Source organism: Sphingopyxis sp. YR583, assembly GCF_900108295.1.
Taxonomy (GTDB): domain Bacteria; phylum Pseudomonadota; class Alphaproteobacteria; order Sphingomonadales; family Sphingomonadaceae; genus Sphingopyxis.
This window is the reverse complement of record NZ_FNWK01000002.1, coordinates 650,700-669,895: the sequence shown is the minus strand read 5'-3', so window position 1 is coordinate 669,895 and position 19,196 is coordinate 650,700. Positions and strand designations below refer to the sequence as shown.

Here is a 19,196-nt window from a genome sequence, read left to right as displayed (position 1 = left end):
CGCGCTTAGCGGAGCGCGATCGAGATGCCGCCGTCGACGAGGAGCGACTGGCCGGTGACGAAGCCCGAACGGTCGCCGTCGGCGAAGAAGAGCACCGCCTCCGCAATATCCGACGTCTCGCCGAGCCGGCCGAGCGGGGTGCTCGCGACGCGGGCTTCGAATGTGGCATCGTCGAGCATCGCGCGGACACCCTCGGTCGCGACGGTCGACGGGGCGACGGCGTTGACACGGATCGCCGAGGGCGCGAGTTCGATCGCCGACGAGCGCGTCATGCCCTCGACCGCTGCCTTGATCCCGCAATAGACCATCGCGTTCGGCAGTCCGAGGTGCGCCGACACCGAAGCGATGTTGACGATCGATCCGGCGCCGCGCGCGCGCATATGCTTCGCTGCCGCCTGTGTGCCCCATATGATACCGGCGATGCCGACGCCGAGCATGCGATCGAGGCTTTCCGCGTCGATGCCTTCGATCGGCGAATATTTGGTCCACATCGCGTTATTGACGACGATATCTATCCCGCCGAGTTCGGCGGCCGCGGTATCGAACGCTTCATGCAGCGCGGCGCCATCGGACACGTCGCAGCCGAGTGCGATCGCCTTGCCGCCACCGGCTGCGATCTGCTCGACCAGATCGTCGGCCCAATGTGCCTTGCGGTCGAGCAAAGCGATCGATGCGCCGTTTCCGGCGAGTTTCAGCGCGATGTCGCGGCCCAGGCCGCGCGACGCGCCGGTGACGAGCGCGACGCGCCCTTCGAGTGATTTCGTCATTTTGATCGTGCCCATAAAAAAGGAGCCCGCTTTTGGCGGGCTCCAAGGGGAGAGAGGGTTAGAATTTATATCCGACTTCGACGCCGTAGACCCGGCCCTTGTTGAGCGGGGAGAAGGTCGAACCAGCAAAGAAGGGCAGGGGCGCCTCGGTCCCGAACGTCGCTTCGTTCAGGAGGTTGTTGCCGTAAACCGACACCTTCACCCGGCCGTGCGTGACCGCCAGGCTGGCATCGACCATCGTCGCGGCGCGGAGCAGGCCGGTGTTCTGGTCGTTGTAGAAAGCGGCATCGCGGTAGTTGGCGCCAACGCGGCCCTCGACATCGAAATCGCCGCCGACGTTCGTCGCATAGGTGATCGAGCCGCCATAGCTCCACGGCGACAGGCGCGGCAGCTTCAGCGCATAGTCGGTGTCGTTGATCACCCCGTCGGCGTTGAGGTCGAACAGGATGTCTTCATATTTGCCCTTGGTGTAGCCGAACTGGCCGGCGATCGTCAGGCCGCGCGCGGGCTTGAACAGAACTTCGCCTTCGATCCCCTTGATTGACACATCGGCGGCGTTGGTAATGATCTGGAAGTTGCCGAAGGGCGCGAAGGGCGCCTGGAATTCGCGCTGCGTGCCGTTGATGCGGCTGTAGAAGCCCGCGATATTGACGCGCGCAAAACCGCCGAAATCCTGCTTCAGGCCGATTTCATAGGCATCCTGCTTTTCCTGATCGAACGGACCGGGATCGACATTGGGGTTGAGGTTGCGGAAATTATAGCCGCCGCTGCGGAAGCCCTTGGCGAACGAGGCATAGAGCAACGTGTCTTCGGTCGGCTTGAACTGGACCCCGATGCGCGGCGTGAAGCCGTCCCAGCTGTCCTTGTCGGTGAAGTCATAGCTGCAGCGGAGCGTGTCGAGGTTGCAGCCGCCGACGCCGATCGAGCGGACCTGCACGTCCTTTTCCTCGGCCGAATAGCGTGCGCCGAGGCTGAAGGTCAGCTGCTCGGTGGCGTGCCAGTCGACAGTGGCGAAGACGCCGCCGGTGCGCTGCTTCTGGCGGCCGCCGCCCGAAACGGTCAGCGCACCGCCCGACAACAGGCGCTGTTCGGCGTAGTTGATGTCCTGGTTGAAATAGAAGAGCCCCGTGGTGACGTCGAACGCGCCGAAAGTGCCCGCGTAGCGCAGCTCGTTGCTGAACTGCCACTGGTGGATATTGTTGCGCGAGTGCAGGTTTGTAGCGGGCGAACCGTCGACGTCGGCGCCCGAGTCATTGCTGAGCGCGCGGACGGCGGCGATGTTGGTGATCTTGCCGTCGCCGAACGCGGTGTCGATGTTGAGTTCGGCGATGCCCTGATCCCAGTCGGTTTTGACGAAGCCGGCGTAGTTCTGGTTCACACGGAAGCTGTCGCGCGGGTAGAGGCCGTGGTTGGTGACCGCCGGACCGTCGCCGCGGATGCGGCCATGTTCGTAGCGCAGCACGAGGTCGAATGTATCGTTGGGCTGAAGGCGAAGCGCCGAGCGCATGATCAGCGTTTCGCTGCCGCCGATCTTCTTCCCGTCGAAATCGTTTTTGAACCAGCCATCGTCGTCGTTGTAATAGACGGCCACCTTGCCGCTGAGCACGTCGCCCGCGATCGGACCCGAGACCGAGATGCTCGCGCGCTTTTCGAGGCCGGTCGACAGGCCCGCCTTCGCATCGAGGCGGAAGCGGTTCGACGGGGTGGTGGTGCGCAGGAGCACAGCGCCGCCGGTCACGTTACGCCCGAACAGCAGGCCCTGCGGTCCGCGGAGGATTTCGACGCCTTCAAGGTCGAAGGTGTCGAAGAGCACGCCGGCGCTGACGCCCAGATAGACGCCGTCGACGAAGACGCCGACGGTCGGGTCGATCGAGGGGATCGAGCTGTTGATGCCGAGGCCGCGGATCGAGAAATTCGCATAGCCCGGCGTCGTGCCGACGCTTTCGAGCGAGGCGTTGGGAACCGCGTAGCTGACGCTGGAGATCGAGCGCGCGTGGATGCTGTCGAGTTCGTTCGAGCCGAACGCGGTAATCGCGATGGGAACGTCCTGCACATTCTGCGCCGATCCGCGCTTGGTCGCGGTCACGATGATGTCGCCGAGGCCGCCGCCGTTCGACTGCGCTTCTTCCTGCGCGCTGTCGTCCTGAGCGGTGTCGTCCTGCGCGAATGCGGGCGCTGCCATCATCATGGCTGCAAAACCGACTCCCGCCAAAAGACGCTTGCTGTGTGTGTTCATTGTCCACTCCCTGGTGAATCGCGCTTCCGTTCTTCCTTTCGGTGGCGATTCGCCTCGAAGGGGGTGCGCTGGCTTTAAATCGTGTCGCCGCCCCGTGAAGGGCGACCGGCCCCCGTTCTTGCTTTGCGGCGTGAAGAGCAATGTGTGCGGCCGGAAGGGCGCCGATAATCACAATCGCGATTCCGCACGACGGCTTTCAATCCAGAATGAGATTTTTGGCGGGTCTTGCGGCTTTCGCGACCCCATCGAACCGGTGCGGTGCAATGACCCCCGGCAAATGGGAGACAAATCAATGAGCAGCATTCGCACCGAAATCGATAATTATGTCGCGCTCGTCACATTGGATAATGCGCCGGTCAACGCCGCCGCGCTGGACATGCTCCAGGAACTCACCGACGTCTTCGACAGCTTCAACGACCGCGACGATGTTCGCGTCGCCGTGCTGACCGGTGCGGGCAAATGCTTCAGCGCCGGCGCCGACCTCAAGAACCGGCCCGACCTCTCGATCCCCGGCAAGCGCTGGAACCGCAACCGCGTCGTCCGCGAAGTCGCATATTCGATCGCCGATTGCGCCAAGCCCGTCATCGCCGCGGTAAACGGCCCCGCGCTCGGCGCAGGTTTCGGCCTTGCCGCGAGCTGCGACATCATCGTCGCCTCTGAAAATGCTGTGTTCGGCCTGCCCGAGATCGACGTCGGTCTGATGGGCGGCGGCAAGCACACCTCTCGCATCGTCCCGCACTCGCTGACGCGCCGCATGATGCTCACCGGCTATCGCGCGCCCGCCGCCGAAATGTATCGTCGCGGTATCATCGAGGCCTGCCTGCCTGCCGATGAACTGCTGCCTTACTGCATGGACATGGCGAAAGTCATCGCGTCGAAGAGCCCGCTTGCGACGCGCTATGCCAAGGACAGCATGCGCACGATCGAGAATATGACGCTGCGCGACGGCTATATCTACGAACAGGGGAACACGGCGAAGCTGTCGACGTCCTATGACGCGCAGGAAGCTGTCGCGGCGTTCGTCGAAAAGCGCGCGCCGGTTTTCCAGGGCCGCTGAGGGCAAGCCGTCATGGACTGGAATTTCGGCGACCTGCTGGACGCGACCGCAGCGCACGTGCCGGGCGATCGGCCGGCGATCATTCGCGGCGATCATGTCACGAGCTGGGCGGATTTCGACACCCGAACCAACCGGCTGGCGCGCGCGATGCTCATGGCGGGGTTGCCCGCCGGTGCGCGTATCGCGATCCTCGCTCGCAATATCCCCGAGTTCATCGAGATTGCAGCAGCGGCGTTCAAGGCGCGGCTGACGCACGTCAATCTGAACTATCGCTACACCACGTCCGAGATCGAATATGTGCTGCGCGACTGTCAGGCGGCGGGGCTGTTCTATCAGGACGAGTTCGGTCCCGTCGTTGCGTCGTTGCTCGGCGGAGCGATCGACCATCTGACCTATGCGGTGCAGATCGGCAGCGACGGCGCCTATGATGAAATCGTGTTGGAGGGTGACGCGTCGCCGCTGGATATCCGGCGTTCGCCCGACGACGGTTATCTTCTTTATACGGGCGGCACCACGGGGCGGCCGAAGGGCGTGATGTGGCGCTCGGCCGATGCGCGGCGGTCGCAGCTCGAATCGCCGGTCGCCGTTTCGACTCCCGCGAGCATGGACGACCACATCGCGCAGGTGTTGAAGGGCGCGGCGGGGCGCGTCATGCCCGCCTGTCCGTTGATGCACGGTGCGGGGCTCAACAGCTCGCTCGCCGAACTGCTCGTCGGCGGCACGGCGGTGCTGCTGCCGTCGGACCGTTTCAGCGCCGAGGAATTGTGGAGCGAGGCCGAGCGGCACAAGGTTACGCGTATCCTGATCGTCGGTGATGCGTTCGCGCGGCCGATGGCCGACACTTTGCTCGCCAATCCGGGTCGCTGGGATCTGTCGGCGCTGCGGCTGATCTCGTCGGCAGGGCTGATGTGGTCGGAGCAGGTGAAGGCGGCTTTGCTTGAGGCTTTGCCGCAGCTCACCCTGCTCGACATCCTCGGCGCGTCCGAAGCGTCGGGCTTTGGCTATGCGATCACCAACAAGGATCGTGCGACCCCGACCGGGCTATTCGAACCGGGGCCGCAGACGGTTATCGTCGATCAGGATAGCGGCCGGGTGCTCGCCGACGACGAAGTCGGCTCGGGCTGGCTCGCCCGCCGACCGCCGTTCGGCGCCGGCTATCATGGCGATCCCGAAAAGACCGCGAGCGTCTATCGCACGATCGACGGGCAGGCCTATGCCGTCCCCGGCGACATGGCCGAACGCCTGCCCGATGGGCGCTTTCGCCTGCTCGGGCGCGGCAGCATGTGCATCAACACCGGCGGCGAAAAGGTCTTCGTCGAAGAGGTGGAGGAGGCGCTGAAACGCGTCGACGGCGTCGCCGATGCGATGGTGTTCGGCCTGCCCGATCCCAAATGGGGCAGTGTCGTTACCGCGCTGATCGAGGCAGGCGATGCACCGGACGACGAGGCGCTGCGCGCCGCGCTGTCGCTCGACCTTGCCGCCTACAAGCAGCCGCGCACGATCATCCGCGTCGCCGTCCTGCCGCGCCATGCGAGCGGGAAGAGCGACTATCGCAGCGGGATGGGCCTCGCGCGTGCCGAAATTTCAGCCCGGACGTCCACTGGCTGATCGTCTCCGGCCCGCAGCGTCCGGGGCGGACGCGCGGGCCGGGGACTTCGCCGCCCGACGACCGATCAAAGACTCTCCCAAGGATTTCCGATGCAACAGGCCAATTCCTTCCCCGACACGACCCCCCGCCGCCTCGACGCGCTGATCATCGGCGCCGGTTTCGGCGGCATGTATGCCCTCCACCGCACGCGCGGCATGGGGCTCGACGTCCATCTGATCGAGGCGGGCGACGATGTTGGCGGCACCTGGTACTGGAACCGCTATCCCGGCGCGCGCTGCGACGTGATGAGCATCGATTACAGCTATTCCTTCTCCGACGAAATCCAGCAGGAATGGACGTGGAGCGAGCAGTTCGCGGCGCAGCCCGAAATCCTCTCCTACGCGCGCTTCGTCGCCGACAAGCTCGACCTGAAGCGCGACATCAGTTTCGAAACGCGCGCGACTGCGGTTCATTATGACGAGGAAGCCGCGCTATGGCGGATCGAGACCGATCGCGGCGACGTCTATGAGGCGAGCTATTGCCTGATGGCGACCGGCCCGCTCTCGGTGCCGAAGCAGGTCGACATTCCCGGCGCCGACACGTTCAAGGGCGAGCTCTATCTGTCGGGCAAATGGCCGCACCATGACGTTGACCTCAAAGGCAAGCGCGTCGCGGTGATCGGTACCGGATCGTCGGGCATCCAGATCGTCCCCGTCGTCGCCGAGCAGGCCGAACATCTCTATGTCTATCAGCGCACGCCCAGCTTCACGCTGCCGATGCGCAACCGCAAGCTCGACGCGGATTATGTTGCGCACATCAAGGCGCATTATCCGGGGCTGCGTGCCGCTGCGCGCCACTCGCTGACCGGCGGCGTGCGTCCGATCACGCATCGGCCGGTATTCAGCGTGACGCCGGCTGAAAGCGAAAAGCTGATGGAGGATGCGTGGGCGCATAGCGGCTTGTCCTTCCTCGGCCTGTTTTCGGACCTGCTCACCAACCGCGACGCCAACGAGGTGGTCGCCGAATTCGTGCGCGGCAAGATCGCCGAGACGGTGAAAGATCCCGACACGGCACGCCGGTTGACGCCGCGCGGCTATCCGATCTTCGCGCGGCGCCCCTGCCTCGATACCGGCTATTATGAAGCCTATAACCGCGACAATGTGACGCTGAAGGATTGCCTCGATCATCCGATCGTCGAGATCACCGAAAAGGGCATCCGCACCGCCGAGGGTGAGGTCGAGGTCGATATCATCATCGCCGCCATCGGCTATGACGCGCTGACGGGCGCGATGCTGTCGATCGATATCGAAGGCAGGGACGGGCGCAAGCTCAAGGACAAATGGGCCGACGGCGGTCGCTCGCACCTCGGGCTGATGATAGAGGGTTTCCCGAACCTCTTCGTCATCGCGGGGCCGAACGGTCCGTCGGCGCTCGCCAACTTCATCCTGCTGAACGAGCAGAATGTCGATTGGGTGTGCGATTGTATCACCCATATGCGCGCCGATGGTCTGCGTTCGATCGAAGCGAATGCCGACGCCGAAGAGGGCTGGATGAAGAAGGTGACGACGCTGGGCTCGCTGTCGCTCTATCCGACGGCCAATACCTGGTACACCGGCGCCAACGTGCCGGGGAAACCGCGAACTTTTCCGGTCTACATCGGCGGGCTTGGCCGCTACCGCGAAATCTGTTCCGACGCGGCGGCGGATGGATATCGCGGCTTCACGCTGCGATAGGTCCGGCGCGCGCGTCCCGATATGGAGTGAGCGGTATGTCGTCCGAAAAGCTGTTCGAGCCGTTGGCTCTTGCGCGCGGTGCGCCGATGAAGAACCGGCTGATGCTTGCGCCGCTGACCAACCGGCAGAGCCATGCCGACGGCACGCTGTCGGATGCCGAGCGCAACTGGCTGGAGATGCGCGCGGCGGGCGGATTCGCGCTGACGATGACCGCCGCCGCGCATGTCCAGCCGGTAGGGCAGGGATTTACGGGGCAACTCGGCGCCTTTGCCGACGATCATGTCGAAGGGCTCGCAGCGCTTGCCGAGGGAATCGAGGCGCGCGGCTCGCTCTCGTCGTTGCAACTGCATCATGCGGGCAGCCGCGCCGAACCCGAACTGATTGGCGAACCGGTGGCGCCTTCCGAGGTGCCCGAACGCAATGTGCGCGCGCTGTCCGAAGCCGAGGTCGAGGCGCTGCGCGACGATTTCATCGCGGGTGCGCGGCGCGCCGAACAGGCGGGGTTCGACGGCGTCGAGATCCATGGTGCGCACGGCTATATTCTCGCCGAATTCCTGTCGGCGGCGAGCAATCGGCGGACCGACCGCTATGGCGGCAGCATCGAGAATCGTGCGCGGATCATCTTCGAGATCATCGACGGCATCCGCGCCGCGACCCGCCCCGATTTCCAGCTCGGCCTGCGGCTCTCGCCCGAACGTTTCGGCCTCGAACTGAGTGAAATTCGCGATGTCGCGGCCGAGGTGCTGCGACAGGAAAAGATCGACTATCTTGATATGTCGTTGTGGGATGTCCGCAAGGAGCCGGAGGATGACCGGTTCAAGGGCCGCTCGCTGATGAGCCTTTTTACCGATTTGCCTCGCGGCAACGTCCGGCTGGGTGCGGCGGGGAAGGTGATGGATGCCGAGGATGCGGCGTGGGTGCTCGACGCCGGGTGCGATTTTGTGATGATCGGCCGCGCGGCCATATTGCGCCACGACTTTCCCGAACGAGTCAGCCGCGATCCAGCCTATCGGTCGCCGGAGCTTCCGGTCTCGGTCCAGCATTTGCGGGAGGAAGGGCTCAGCGATCTCTTCATCCACTATATGCGGCGCTGGCCGGGCTTCGTGGAAGCGGAGCCCGTCGAATAGGCTTTCCTGTAGGCGAGGTGATCCGACGATTGCCGGCCAATCGTGCCAGCACCCGACGTCGATCTCTTCCGCGATTTTCTATCGCGTCCTTGAAGGCCCATCTCAGCGGGGATGCCGCTGATTAACCACTCGTTTCCGTGAGTGTGTCACCATCTTCTGCTATCGATCCAACCTGTGCGGCGTGTCGGCGCGTCATGGAGGATTATCTGGCATGCGGAAGGCAGCAAGTTGGCAGCGGGCGCTGAGGGACAATTGGGTGCTCATCGTCACCGGTGCGGGCGCCCTTTTGATATTGTTCTTCCTTTCGCTCGCGACCGACCGCGGGTTCGAACAAAATGCCCGGTTACGCCAGCAGGTATCGAACTCTTATGATGCAAGAGCCGCCTTGCAGGGCGTGTTGACCCGGCATCAGGACATCGAACTCGGTCAGCGCGGCTATGTCATCACCGGCGATCCGACATTCTTGACCCCCTATCGCGCCGCCGAGGCGCGCATCGATGCCAATTTCGACCTGTTTGAAAAGCTGGCGGGGAACGATGGGCAGGGCCAATTGATCGACGAGCTTCGCCGGACGTCGTTGCAGAAGCGCCAATTCGTGGCGCGGACGATAGGCCTCGTGGAAAGCGGTCAGCGTGAAGCTGCGGTGGATATGATCGCAGGCGGCGAGGGCAAGCGGTCGATGGACCATATCCGCTTGCTTATCAGCGAGATATCGGAGGCTGAGCGGCGAAAGCTGGAAGAGCGGACGATCGCGGTCAATGCCGCCCGCGAACGATTGCGCGATCGCACCTTCACGCTGCAGATCGGGCTGATCCTGTTGCTTGCACTATCGGCGGTCCTGATCGCCCGCAGCCAATGGGCACGTAAAAAAGCGCATCGCCGTGCGCGCGATCTCGCCGCGCGGCAGGAGGCGATTTTCGACAGCGCCAAGGACGGGATGATCGTCCTGAACCCGAGCGGTAGCATCGAGAGCCTTAATCCGTCTGCGGCAAAAATGTTCGGCTTGCGGTCTGAATCGCTGCTCCGGCGCGATATCGGTTCGCTCTTTGAAATCGCGCCCGATCGCGGGCAGGTCGAGACCTTCCTGCGCCGGCTGAAGGCCAACCGGAAGGAAAATTACGGCCAGATCCAGGAGTTCGTCGGCCGCCGCCAGAATGGCGCGACCTTTCCGCTCGAAGTGTCGGTCAGCCCGGTCCACCTTGCCGACGGCACGCTGTTCGTCGCAGTGATCCGCGACATCAGCGACCGCCGCGAAGTCGAGCAGATGAAGGGCGAATTCGTCGCGACGGTCAGCCATGAATTGCGCACGCCGCTCACCTCGATTGCGGGGTCGCTTGGGCTGATCAGCGGCGGCGCGGCGGGCGAAATTCCGCCGAAAGCGGCCCGGCTGGTCGAGATCGCGCACAGCAATGCGGCGCGTCTCGTGCGGTTGATCAACGACATCCTCGATATCGAGAAGATCGAGGCGGGGCGTATGCAGTTCGATCTCCGCCCGCTTGCGCTCGGCCCGCTGCTCGAGGCGGCCGAGCACCAGACTGCGGGGTTCGCCGGCGAATATGGCGTGCCGGTCCATATCGAGCCGGTTGCGGCCGGAGTCGCCGTCCTTGCCGACGAGGATCGCTTGATGCAGGTCGTCACAAATCTTCTGTCGAACGCGATCAAATTTTCACGGCGCGGCGAAGCGGTGACCGTCCGGGTTACGCCGCTCGACCGGCGTTACCGGATCAGCGTCATCGATCGGGGCGAGGGGATTCCCGAATCGTTCCGCGACCGCATCTTCGGCAAATTCGCACAGGCCGATGCGTCGGACTCGCGGCAAAAGGGCGGTACGGGGCTCGGGCTCAGCATCGTGCGCGAAATCGTCGTCCGGCTTGGCGGATCGGTCGATTTCGAGAGTGTCGAAGGCGCGGGCAGCATCTTTCACGTCGACCTGCCGGCGGCTGAATTGCCAGGGGCGGTGCTGGCGCCGACCGGGATCGCGGCGCCGTTGCCCGGCGATAGCGCGCTGCCGGTGGTGCTTCACGTCGATGACGATCCCGACATGCTCGCGGTCGTGGCAAGTGCGTTCGATGGCAAGGCGGCGATCCACTCGACCCCGAGCGTGGCCGAGGCGCGCGCCGCGATCCGGCGGACGCGCTATGATGCCGCGATCCTCGACATCGGGATGCTCGACGGATGCGGGACCGATCTTGTCGCCCCGCTGCGCAAGCGATCGGCCACCCTGCCAATCGTCCTGTTCACCGCGCAGGAGATCGACGGTGCGCCGAAAGAGGGTATCGACCTTGTCCTCGTCAAATCGCGCGCCAGCCTCGACACGCTGGTGCGTGAAGTGACCGACCGGATCGGGGCGAAGCGGGTGAGTGGCGGAGGCGGCAAATGAGCAGTCGGATTCTCTATATCGATGACGAGGATGACATTCGCGAAGTCGCCGAAATGGCGCTCGAACTCGACCCGTCGTTCGTCGTGCGTACATGCGGATCGGGCCGCGAAGGGCTGGCTGCGGCGCGCGAATGGGCGCCCGATCTGATCCTGCTCGACGTGATGATGCCCGAACTCGACGGGCCGGGCGTACTCGAAATCCTTCGTCAGGATGCCGCGACCGCGGCGATCCCGGTGGTGTTCATCACCGCGCGGACACAGGCGCACGAGGTCGAGCGGCTGCGCGAGCTCGGCGCGCGCGGCGTGCTCGCCAAACCTTTCGACGCGATGGCTTTGGCGGGGCAGGTGAATGCGTTGCTCGATGGCTGAGATCGACGCGCGCCTGGCCGCGATTGCCGAACGCTTCGCCGCGCAGGCAGGGGAGGCGGCGGCAGAGATCGCGGCCGCGCTCGATCGCGAAGACTGGGCCGAACTGGCACGGCTGGGGCACAGCCTCGCGGGCCGTGCAGGAATGTTCGGCTATGGCGCGATAGGCGACGCGGCGCGGGCGGTCGAGGAAGCGGTCGACGCCGGTCTTTCGAGTGAAAAGATTGTGGGCCTGACACAGGATTTGCTGGCGCAGATGGCGAAGCTAAATCGCGCCTGACCGGTTGTTATGATTAATGGTGCAGGGTGGACCATGGCCCGCGTCCGGTGATAATGTATAAACGCAACAGCATCGTGGTGGATTGAAATGACGAAAGTGCTCGTGGCGGACGATGACCCGCTGACCATGGCGGGGATTACGGCGCTTCTCGACCAGACGAATTTCGATGTGGTGGCGACGGTGAATACGGGCGCGGCGGTGCTCGACACGCTGGCCAGCGCACGGCCCGACCTCCTCATCCTCGACAATGGCATGCCCGAACGCAGCGGTCTCGACGTGCTGCGCACGCTGCGCAGCCGCGGCGACACGCGTCCCGTCGTGCTGCTCACCGGCGGTCTAAACGACGAGCTGGCGCGTGAGGCGATCCAGCTGTCGATCAACGGCATTGTGATCAAGGCGACCGCACCGCGCGACCTGCTCACCTGTCTCGAAAGCGTGGTGCAGGGTCGGCGCTGGCTCGATCAGGATGTGATGCAGCGTGTGATGGATCAGGCGATGTCACCGGGCGCGCCACGCGATCCGTTCGATGTGCTGAGCGGCCGCGAGCGCGCGGTCGCATCGCTGGCGAAGCGCGGGCTCCGCAACAAGGAGATTGCCGACGAACTGGGGCTGACCGAAGGGACGGTGAAAGTCCATCTTCACAAGGTATTTGATAAGCTTAACATCCGCGGCCGCACCGAATTGATCCTGTTGGGGCAGGACCGCGGCGCCTGAAACTATATCCAAAGTTATAAGCTGTTTTAGCCGTTGGTGAGCGCCTTTGTCGCCGCCCGGTGAATATCGCCCGCACGAGAGTTAGCGCATCTGTCGATCAAGTTGGCGGCATCGGGCCGTCACCGACGACAGGCGATTCATGGGCCTTCTTCGCACCCTCTTCTTGCTGGCCTTGGCGGTGATCAGTGTGATCGCCAGCCAGCACGCTGGCGCGCAGGTCACGGCCTATGCGGCGGGGCAGGGCGCCGTGAACAGCGTCGAGGTCGGGGTCGAAGTGCGCGCGTCGGTGCTCGGCCGCTGCGGCTTTGCGACCAGCGGCGCACCCTCGGGCACGATCGATCAGGCCGATTTCGACCAGAGCGGTTTTACCCGCGACTTCGCGATCCAGCTCAACTGCACCGGCGCGTCGCGGATCGCGGTGTCTTCGGCGAACGGCGGGATGGCCAATGCGGTGGCGGGCGGTACGGGATATCAGACCAAGGCGCCATACAATGTCGCGCTCTATGTTGCCGCCGACAACGGCACCAATGCCTCGGCCACCTGCGCCGCCGCGACGCTCGCCGCGGGCGGAAGTTGCACTTTTGCCGGCACGGCGGGCACGGCGACCGGGCTTCGCCTCGGCGGCGCGTCGACGAAGGCGAACGGGTCATATCTGCGTGTCAGCGCGCCTGCTTATGCGGGAACCGATACGCTTGCCGCGGGTCGCTATACCGATACCCTCTCGATCACCGTCAGTGTCAGTCCTTAACGCCATGTTGAACAATTCGAATCCGCGCTTATTAACTATCGGATCCTATTTCGGGGTTCGATATGATGACACCTACGATATCGATTTCGAACCGGATCGCCCGCGCGGCGTTCGTTCTTGCCGGCATGACATGTGCGGCGCCGGCGATGGCGGACGAGGTGAACCAGATCGCCATTTATGGCGAAGTGGCGCCGCGCTGCTGGGTTGCTCATCCGATGAAGGTCACCGCGACCAATGCGACGGTGCAGGTGATGCCCGCACGCGCGATCTGCAATCAGGCGCGTCCGGTTCTGCTGACCGAAGTGCGGATGATCGATTCGGACGGCGCGTTGATCAGGCGCGTGCCCGCGGCCGCCGATCAGGCAACGTCACTCTCCACTCGCACCGCGTTAGAGATCGTCGTAACACCTCAGCTATGAGGGTTTGGACGGCCGGTTTATCAGCGCTGAGTTTGTCGTGCGGACTCGCGCTCGCGCAGCCCGCAGCCGCCCAATCGCAGATATCCTCGGTCTGCGGCGTGACCGGCGCCGCGACGGCGCCCGCCAGCATCACTTATGACCCATTTTCGCCCGGCGGCCTGTCCGAAGCGACCGTCCCGCTGATCCTGCGGCGCAACCGCGGGCTGATTCTCGGCCGCACGCGCGAGGTCAGCCTGGTGATCGTCTCGCCGTCGGGCTCGCCCGCGCTCGATGTCACTTACAATGGCTATCGCGTCATTTATCCCGAGGGTTCGACCGCCGGCCGCCCGCGTTCGCTCAATTCGAAGGACAATGGCGCAGGCGCGGCGGGTGAGATCCGCTATGATTTCGGTAGCCTCCTCGCATCCGACACGTCGACGCCGCTCAATTTGCGCGTGACTGTGCCGCCGGGGACCGACCTGTCGGCGGGCGAACCGATCATACTAGACCTCCTCTATATCTGTTCGGGCGAGAATGGCATGGCGAGTGTGTCGGTCCCGACGCGCGACACCGGCTCGATCCGTATCAACGTCAACACGGTGAGCGCGCTGCAGGCCTATTATGCCGGGTCGCCGCTCGATTTCGGCGAGATCGGCGAGGCTACGACCGCGGCGGTGCTCGCGGCGCCCGATCGCTACACGACCTCGGCATCGAACTCGCTCCGCGTGCGCAGCTCGGGTCCGTTCGAGGTCAGGATGCGCTCGCAGAACGACTTCAAGCTGACCTATCCGGGCGGCAGCCTGTCCAACGCCGCGCAGACGATCCGGTACAGCGCGCGTTTCCTGGGACAGGACATCACGTCGAACAGCGGTTTCGGCACGCGCACCTGCGCGCGCGCGGGCATGGACGGCAGTGCCGGGGTGCTGCCGCTGCGCGCGACGCTGAAGGAAGGTGGCTCGGCGAAGACGCCCGCGACCAACTATAGCGACATCATCAGCATCACCTTTACGCCGATCGTCACCGCGAGTTCGGCGACCAGCTGCGCGGGGCTTTAGGACGGGATTCTCCCGGACCGTTTTCCTCGTTGACGACTCTGACCAGATAGAGGCCGATGGGCGGGGCTTTGCTATCTTTTCTCCGGAAAACTGTCGCCCAATCCCCGGATCTATATCGTCGGGTATAGGAAATGATTCCCGAAGTTAGCTTCGTTTTTGCCGGACGCTAAATGTTGGCGGTGTCTGATCCGGCCTATCTCCAACTCATCGGAGCGAAGAGCTCCCCCGGATTTTCGATTGGAGATGGAAATGAAAAAGCTTGTTCTCTCGGCCCTGATCATCGGTTCGACCTTCGCCGCTGCTCCCGCTTTCGCCCAGTCCGCCGCGGGCTCGGTCGATGTGACGGGCACCGTCGCCGCCCGCTGCTCGGCCGTCACCGCGATCACCGGCAGCATCACGCTCGGCGAACTTGCGAAGAGCGACGGCACCGTCGACGCAGCTTTCACCGGCAACACCGGTGGCCTCAGCCGCAACTTCACCGTGAAGTGCAACGGTTCGAACCCGAAGATCTCGGTCGAAGCCAAGCCGCTGGTGAACGCCGCCGCGACCAACTCGCCGAACGGTTACACCAACACCGTCCACTACACCGCGACGCTGGTCGCGACGGGCGCCAAGGGCGGCACCACGCCGGTTGCCGACCAGTCGCTGAGCAGCGGTGCGACCTCGGCGCAGGTCGGCGACCGCCTGGCCGCGACCGCGAACAACATCACGCTGACCGTTGGCAGCGGCGCCACAACAGATTCGGCGGCGATCCTCGACGCCGGCACCTATGCCGGCAAGGTCGAAATCACGATCGCACCGACCGCCTGACACCTGGGGGGGTGTTCCCGGCAGGCTCACGTCCACGAGCCTGCCGGGATTAGCCTTTAAAGGATATGGTCATGCGTAATCCCAAAGCTCTTGCGGCAGAACTTCGCCTCCGTGCGCTCGATGCCGAACCGCAGGAACGGGCCGAGCTGCTTTTTCTTGCAGCAGAATATGATCGAATGGCCGATGTGCCCGCGTTTGGCGGCCGACCCGATTGGTTGGGGGTCCCTCTCCCCAAATGAAGGCGGCCGGCCAAAAGCCGGTCGCCTTTATATATAATGCTCCATTTACCGCATTTCTTCTTGGCGGGTGAGGGGCTTCAGGTCATCGTGACAAATAAGGGTGGGGTGACGCGTGAGGAGTAGATCATTGCAGTTGCTCAAGAGTTTCGGCGGCGCACTGGTCGCCGTGGCGATCGCCGCCGCTGTGTCGGTTGCGGCCTATGCGATGGTCGTGCAGCCGGTGGTCATCGACCTCACGACTTCGGGTCGCACGATGAGCCAGGTCATCACGGTCGAAAACACCTTCGACAAGCCGCTGCCGGTCGAAATGCGCATCGAGGGGCTCGAACTCACCCCCGACGGTGTCAATGCGACCGGCAAGGATCCGGGCGAGCTGTCGGTCTTTCCGCCGCAGACGCTGATCCAGCCCGGCCAGCGCCAGAGCTTTCGCGTGCAATATGTGGGCGATCCCGGGCTCGCGCGCAGCAAGCATTATTTCGTTACCGCGGCGCAACTGCCCGTGCAGACGAACGACACGCAATCGAACGTCCAACTGCTCTATAACTTCCAGGTTCTCGTCAGCGTGTCGCCCGACGGCGTGAAACCCACGCTGTCGATCGCCTCGGCAGAAATCGGCAAGGACGCCGAGGGCCATCCGGCGCCGGTGATCGTAGTCGCGAACGCTTCGGCAGCACACGGCTATCTGTCGCGCGGCCGCGTCCGCGTCATCCAGTTCGCCCCCGACGGCAAGGAAATCTTTCGCAAGGAAATTTCCGGACCCGAGCTGCAGCAGACGCTCGGCTATGGCCTGATCGGGGGCGGCCAGACGCGCCGGATGACATTGCCCATTCGCCTTCCGCAGCCCGGCGGGCGGATCGAGGCGCAGTTCACGCCCGACGTTTGAAGGCTCCGGCGGTTCGCATGAACCCTCTCTTTGTCGCAGGATTTTTGCTCGCCGCCTCGGCGATCCCGGTTGCGGGCCATGCGCAAGGTGCGGCGGATGCCGGCACGCGCGTGGTCATCGATCCGGGCGCCGACGGGGCGGCGATCAACCCGACCGGGCGCACGGTGGTACTGACCGCGCCGCTGCTCGACGGGCAGGCCTATCTTGGCGACACGACGCTGACGCTCGAACCCGGCGGGCAGGCGAGCTTTTCGGCCGAGCGACTGCTCGCGCTGCTCACGCCGCGGCTGTCGCCACCGCTTATCGAGCGCTTGCGCGCGCGCCTTGCCGAGCGTGGTACGATCGCCCGCGCCGACCTGGAGGGCGTCGGCGTCGGCATCCGTTACGATCCGCTGACGCTGCAACTGGTCATGGAGATCGCGCCTGCGAGCCGCGCCGTCCGTTCGGTTACGCTCGGCGAGGATGCGGCGCGCGGCGCGGTCAACTATATCGCACCCGCCGACTTCAGCGCCTACCTCAATATTCGTGGGTCGATGGACTGGGTGCAGCAGGGCAGCGACGAGGGGCTGGCGGCGCCGATCACCTTCCTCGACAGTGCGGTGCGGGCGGGCGGGGTGGTGCTCGAAAGCGAGGCGAACTGGCAGGCAGGCGCGCGCGGTGCCGATTTCCAGCGCCGCGGCACGCGCTTCATCTACGACGACCGGAACAATCTTGTCCGCTGGGCCGGCGGCGATTTGCAGACGCTGGCGCGGGGTTTTCAGGCGGCGCCCGAGATCAGCGGCCTGTCGATCTCGCGCTTTTATTCCTTGCTCGACCCGCAGCGGATCATCCGCCCGCGTGGCAACCGGAGCTTCCGCATCGAACGCCGGTCGGTCGTCGAGGTGCGCGTCAATGGCCAGCTGGTACGGCGGCTCGAACTCGATCCCGGAACCTTTGACCTCAAGGATTTTCCGTTCACCCAGGGTTCGAACGACGTCAGGCTGACGATCACCGACGATGCCGGGCGCACCGAATCGTTCAATTTCGACATCTTCCTCGATCAGGCGCAGCTTGCCGCGGGGCTCAGCGAGTTCGGCCTATATGCCGGCGTTCTCGCGCCGCTCGGCCGGCGCGGCCCGGTATATAGCGACGACATGGCGTTCAGCGGCTTTTATCGCCGCGGATTGAGCGACAATCTGACCGTCGGTGCGAATGCGCAGGCGGATCGCAACGGCTGGATGGGCGGTGCGGAGGCGGTGATCGCGACGCCCATCGGCTCGTTTGGCGGCTTCGCTTCGGCCTCGCAGGTCGACGGCGTCGGAAAGGGCTGGGCGTCGATCCTGACCTTTCAACGCACAATCACGCGCCGCAGCGGCGGCGCCGACGCACTGTCGCTGTCGTTCGAGACGCGCAGCCGAAACTTCGCGCCGATCGGCGTCGGGCTGCCCTCCAATCCGTACCGCTATGTCGCGGGCGCGAGCTATAATGGCGCGATCAACGATGCGCTCTATGCCGGGCTCGACGCGCGTTACTCGCGCGGGCGCGATAACGAGCCCAATGTCGCGAGCCTGCGTGCGACCGGCGGCTGGCGTATCTCGCCGCGGCTCAACCTGACTGGCGACGTCAGTTACGAACGTGCCGGCCGGCAGGACCGTGTGGGCGTCTTCGTCTCACTCGTCTTCCGTCTCGACCGCGCGTCGAGTCTGCGTTCGGATTATGACAGCCGTAACAACCGCAAGCGCCTGACCTATCAGACCTATCATGGCGCGGGCACGGGCGCGTATAACTTCAGCGCCGATGTCGAGCATAGCGACCTAGGCGTCGCGACGACGGCGAACGGCATCTACTACAGCAACCGGGCCGAGCTGGGCTTCAGTCATTTCGGTACCTTCGATCGCGATCTTGGCGGATCGACCGGGCAGCGAAGTTCTTTGCGCTTCGGCACCTCGCTGGCGGTCGCCGACGGCAGTTTCTCGATCGGGCGGCCGATCCAGGACAGCTTCGCGATCGTTCGTGCGCACCCGTCCCTCAAGGGCACCGATCTTTTCATCGACGCCAATGGCCGCTTCTCGACCGCGAACAGCGGCGCGCTAGGCACGGCTGTGCAGCCGAGCCTCAGCAGTTATAGCGAGCGCAACCTGCTGGTCACTGCGCCCGACGCAGAGATCGGTACCGACCTTGGCGAAGGATCGTTTCGGTTGCTCCCTGCCTATCGCAGCGGGTACCGCCTGACAGTTGGATCGGATTATATGGTCAGCGTGGTTGGACGTCTTTTGGCGACGAACGGTGAACCGATCGCGCTTGTCGCTGGCAGCGCCGTCGAGGCGGCACATCCCGAGCGCGAACCCGTGCCGCTGTTTACCAATGCGGCCGGCCGTTTCGGTGCAATGGGACTAGCGCCCGGCCGTTGGCGCATTACGCTGAGCGACGCCGATCGGACGCAGTTTGAGCTTGTCATCCCCGAAGGCGCCGATCGCACGATAGCGGCGGGAGACTTGGTTCCGGATGCGCCGTAACGGGTTTGCTTTCCTGGAGCCGCTCCTGAAAGCGGCTTGACCGCTATCGGCCTCGTGTGCGCCGTAGTCGAACGGGGCAGCAGGTCACGCCGATTTTTCCTACTTTCCTTGCCACACTGACAAATAGATCAGTCTGGACGCGTGGGGATATGTTGAGATCCGAATCGTCCCGGAGAGCCCGGGTTTTCCTCGGCTCTCAGTAGGTGGTCGTGGTGTGTGGAAATAAGAAAATGGAGGAGAGTGAGGGATTCGAACCCTCGGTACCGTTGCCGGCACTTCGCATTTCGAGTGCGACGCTTTCGACCACTCAGCCAACTCTCC

General features: G+C 64.3%; 16 protein-coding genes and 1 tRNA gene. 14 read left to right on the top strand and 3 right to left on the bottom strand.

The window, feature by feature from the left end; translation table 11 throughout:
* Positions 1 to 5 precede the first annotated feature (5 nt).
* Positions 6 to 767, bottom strand: a complete 762-nt coding sequence (locus BLW56_RS15210; RefSeq protein WP_093511639.1) for an SDR family NAD(P)-dependent oxidoreductase — start codon at positions 765 to 767, stop codon at positions 6 to 8.
* A gap of 58 nt (positions 768 to 825) precedes the next feature.
* Positions 826 to 3,003, bottom strand: coding sequence for a TonB-dependent receptor (locus BLW56_RS15205; protein WP_093511496.1), 2,178 nt, complete (start codon positions 3,001 to 3,003; stop codon positions 826 to 828).
* Between the two features lie 292 nt (positions 3,004 to 3,295).
* On the opposite strand from BLW56_RS15205, the gene BLW56_RS15200 reads away from it, so the two are divergent.
* From BLW56_RS15200 to BLW56_RS15135, 14 genes are all read left to right on the top strand, one after another.
* Positions 3,296 to 4,060: an enoyl-CoA hydratase/isomerase family protein gene (locus tag BLW56_RS15200; protein ID WP_093511495.1), complete on the top strand. Its 765-nt coding sequence runs from the start codon at positions 3,296 to 3,298 to the stop codon at positions 4,058 to 4,060.
* A 12-nt stretch (positions 4,061 to 4,072) separates the two neighbouring features.
* On the top strand, positions 4,073 to 5,668 hold the full coding sequence (locus tag BLW56_RS15195; RefSeq protein WP_093511494.1) for an AMP-binding protein: 1,596 nt from the start codon (positions 4,073 to 4,075) through the stop codon (positions 5,666 to 5,668).
* A 90-nt stretch (positions 5,669 to 5,758) separates the two neighbouring features.
* On the top strand, positions 5,759 to 7,381 hold the full coding sequence (locus BLW56_RS15190; protein ID WP_093511493.1) for a flavin-containing monooxygenase: 1,623 nt from the start codon (positions 5,759 to 5,761) through the stop codon (positions 7,379 to 7,381).
* A gap of 35 nt (positions 7,382 to 7,416) precedes the next feature.
* Positions 7,417 to 8,508 (top strand): NADH:flavin oxidoreductase, encoded by a 1,092-nt coding sequence (locus BLW56_RS15185; protein ID WP_093511492.1) that lies wholly within the window; start codon positions 7,417 to 7,419, stop codon positions 8,506 to 8,508.
* 211 nt (positions 8,509 to 8,719) lie between these two features.
* Positions 8,720 to 10,888 (top strand): CHASE3 domain-containing protein, encoded by a 2,169-nt coding sequence (locus BLW56_RS15180; protein ID WP_093511491.1) that lies wholly within the window; start codon positions 8,720 to 8,722, stop codon positions 10,886 to 10,888.
* On the top strand, positions 10,885 to 11,256 hold the full coding sequence (locus tag BLW56_RS15175; RefSeq protein WP_093511490.1) for a response regulator: 372 nt from the start codon (positions 10,885 to 10,887) through the stop codon (positions 11,254 to 11,256). The genes BLW56_RS15180 and BLW56_RS15175 overlap by 4 nt, the downstream gene beginning before the upstream one ends.
* Positions 11,249 to 11,533, top strand: a complete 285-nt coding sequence (locus BLW56_RS15170) for an Hpt domain-containing protein (protein ID WP_177175977.1) — start codon at positions 11,249 to 11,251, stop codon at positions 11,531 to 11,533. The genes BLW56_RS15175 and BLW56_RS15170 overlap by 8 nt, the downstream gene beginning before the upstream one ends.
* A gap of 87 nt (positions 11,534 to 11,620) precedes the next feature.
* Entirely contained in the window at positions 11,621 to 12,247 is a 627-nt protein-coding gene (locus BLW56_RS15165; protein ID WP_093511488.1) for a response regulator transcription factor, read from the top strand.
* Between the two features lie 139 nt (positions 12,248 to 12,386).
* Entirely contained in the window at positions 12,387 to 12,995 is a 609-nt protein-coding gene (locus tag BLW56_RS15160) for a hypothetical protein (RefSeq protein WP_093511487.1), read from the top strand.
* A gap of 62 nt (positions 12,996 to 13,057) precedes the next feature.
* Positions 13,058 to 13,414 carry a hypothetical protein gene (locus tag BLW56_RS15155; RefSeq protein WP_093511486.1) on the top strand — a complete coding sequence of 119 codons (357 nt, stop codon included), beginning with the start codon at positions 13,058 to 13,060 and terminating at the stop codon, positions 13,412 to 13,414.
* Positions 13,415 to 13,512: 98 nt separating this feature from the next.
* Positions 13,513 to 14,448 carry a hypothetical protein gene (locus tag BLW56_RS15150; RefSeq protein WP_143043475.1) on the top strand — a complete coding sequence of 312 codons (936 nt, stop codon included), beginning with the start codon at positions 13,513 to 13,515 and terminating at the stop codon, positions 14,446 to 14,448.
* A gap of 249 nt (positions 14,449 to 14,697) precedes the next feature.
* Positions 14,698 to 15,258 carry a hypothetical protein gene (locus BLW56_RS15145; protein ID WP_143043474.1) on the top strand — a complete coding sequence of 187 codons (561 nt, stop codon included), beginning with the start codon at positions 14,698 to 14,700 and terminating at the stop codon, positions 15,256 to 15,258.
* A 366-nt stretch (positions 15,259 to 15,624) separates the two neighbouring features.
* On the top strand, positions 15,625 to 16,380 hold the full coding sequence (locus BLW56_RS15140; RefSeq protein WP_256203490.1) for a fimbria/pilus periplasmic chaperone: 756 nt from the start codon (positions 15,625 to 15,627) through the stop codon (positions 16,378 to 16,380).
* 17 nt (positions 16,381 to 16,397) lie between these two features.
* Positions 16,398 to 18,875, top strand: coding sequence for a hypothetical protein (locus BLW56_RS15135; protein ID WP_093511483.1), 2,478 nt, complete (start codon positions 16,398 to 16,400; stop codon positions 18,873 to 18,875).
* A 231-nt stretch (positions 18,876 to 19,106) separates the two neighbouring features.
* Here BLW56_RS15135 and BLW56_RS15130 read toward each other — a convergent pair.
* Positions 19,107 to 19,196, bottom strand: a tRNA-Ser gene (locus BLW56_RS15130).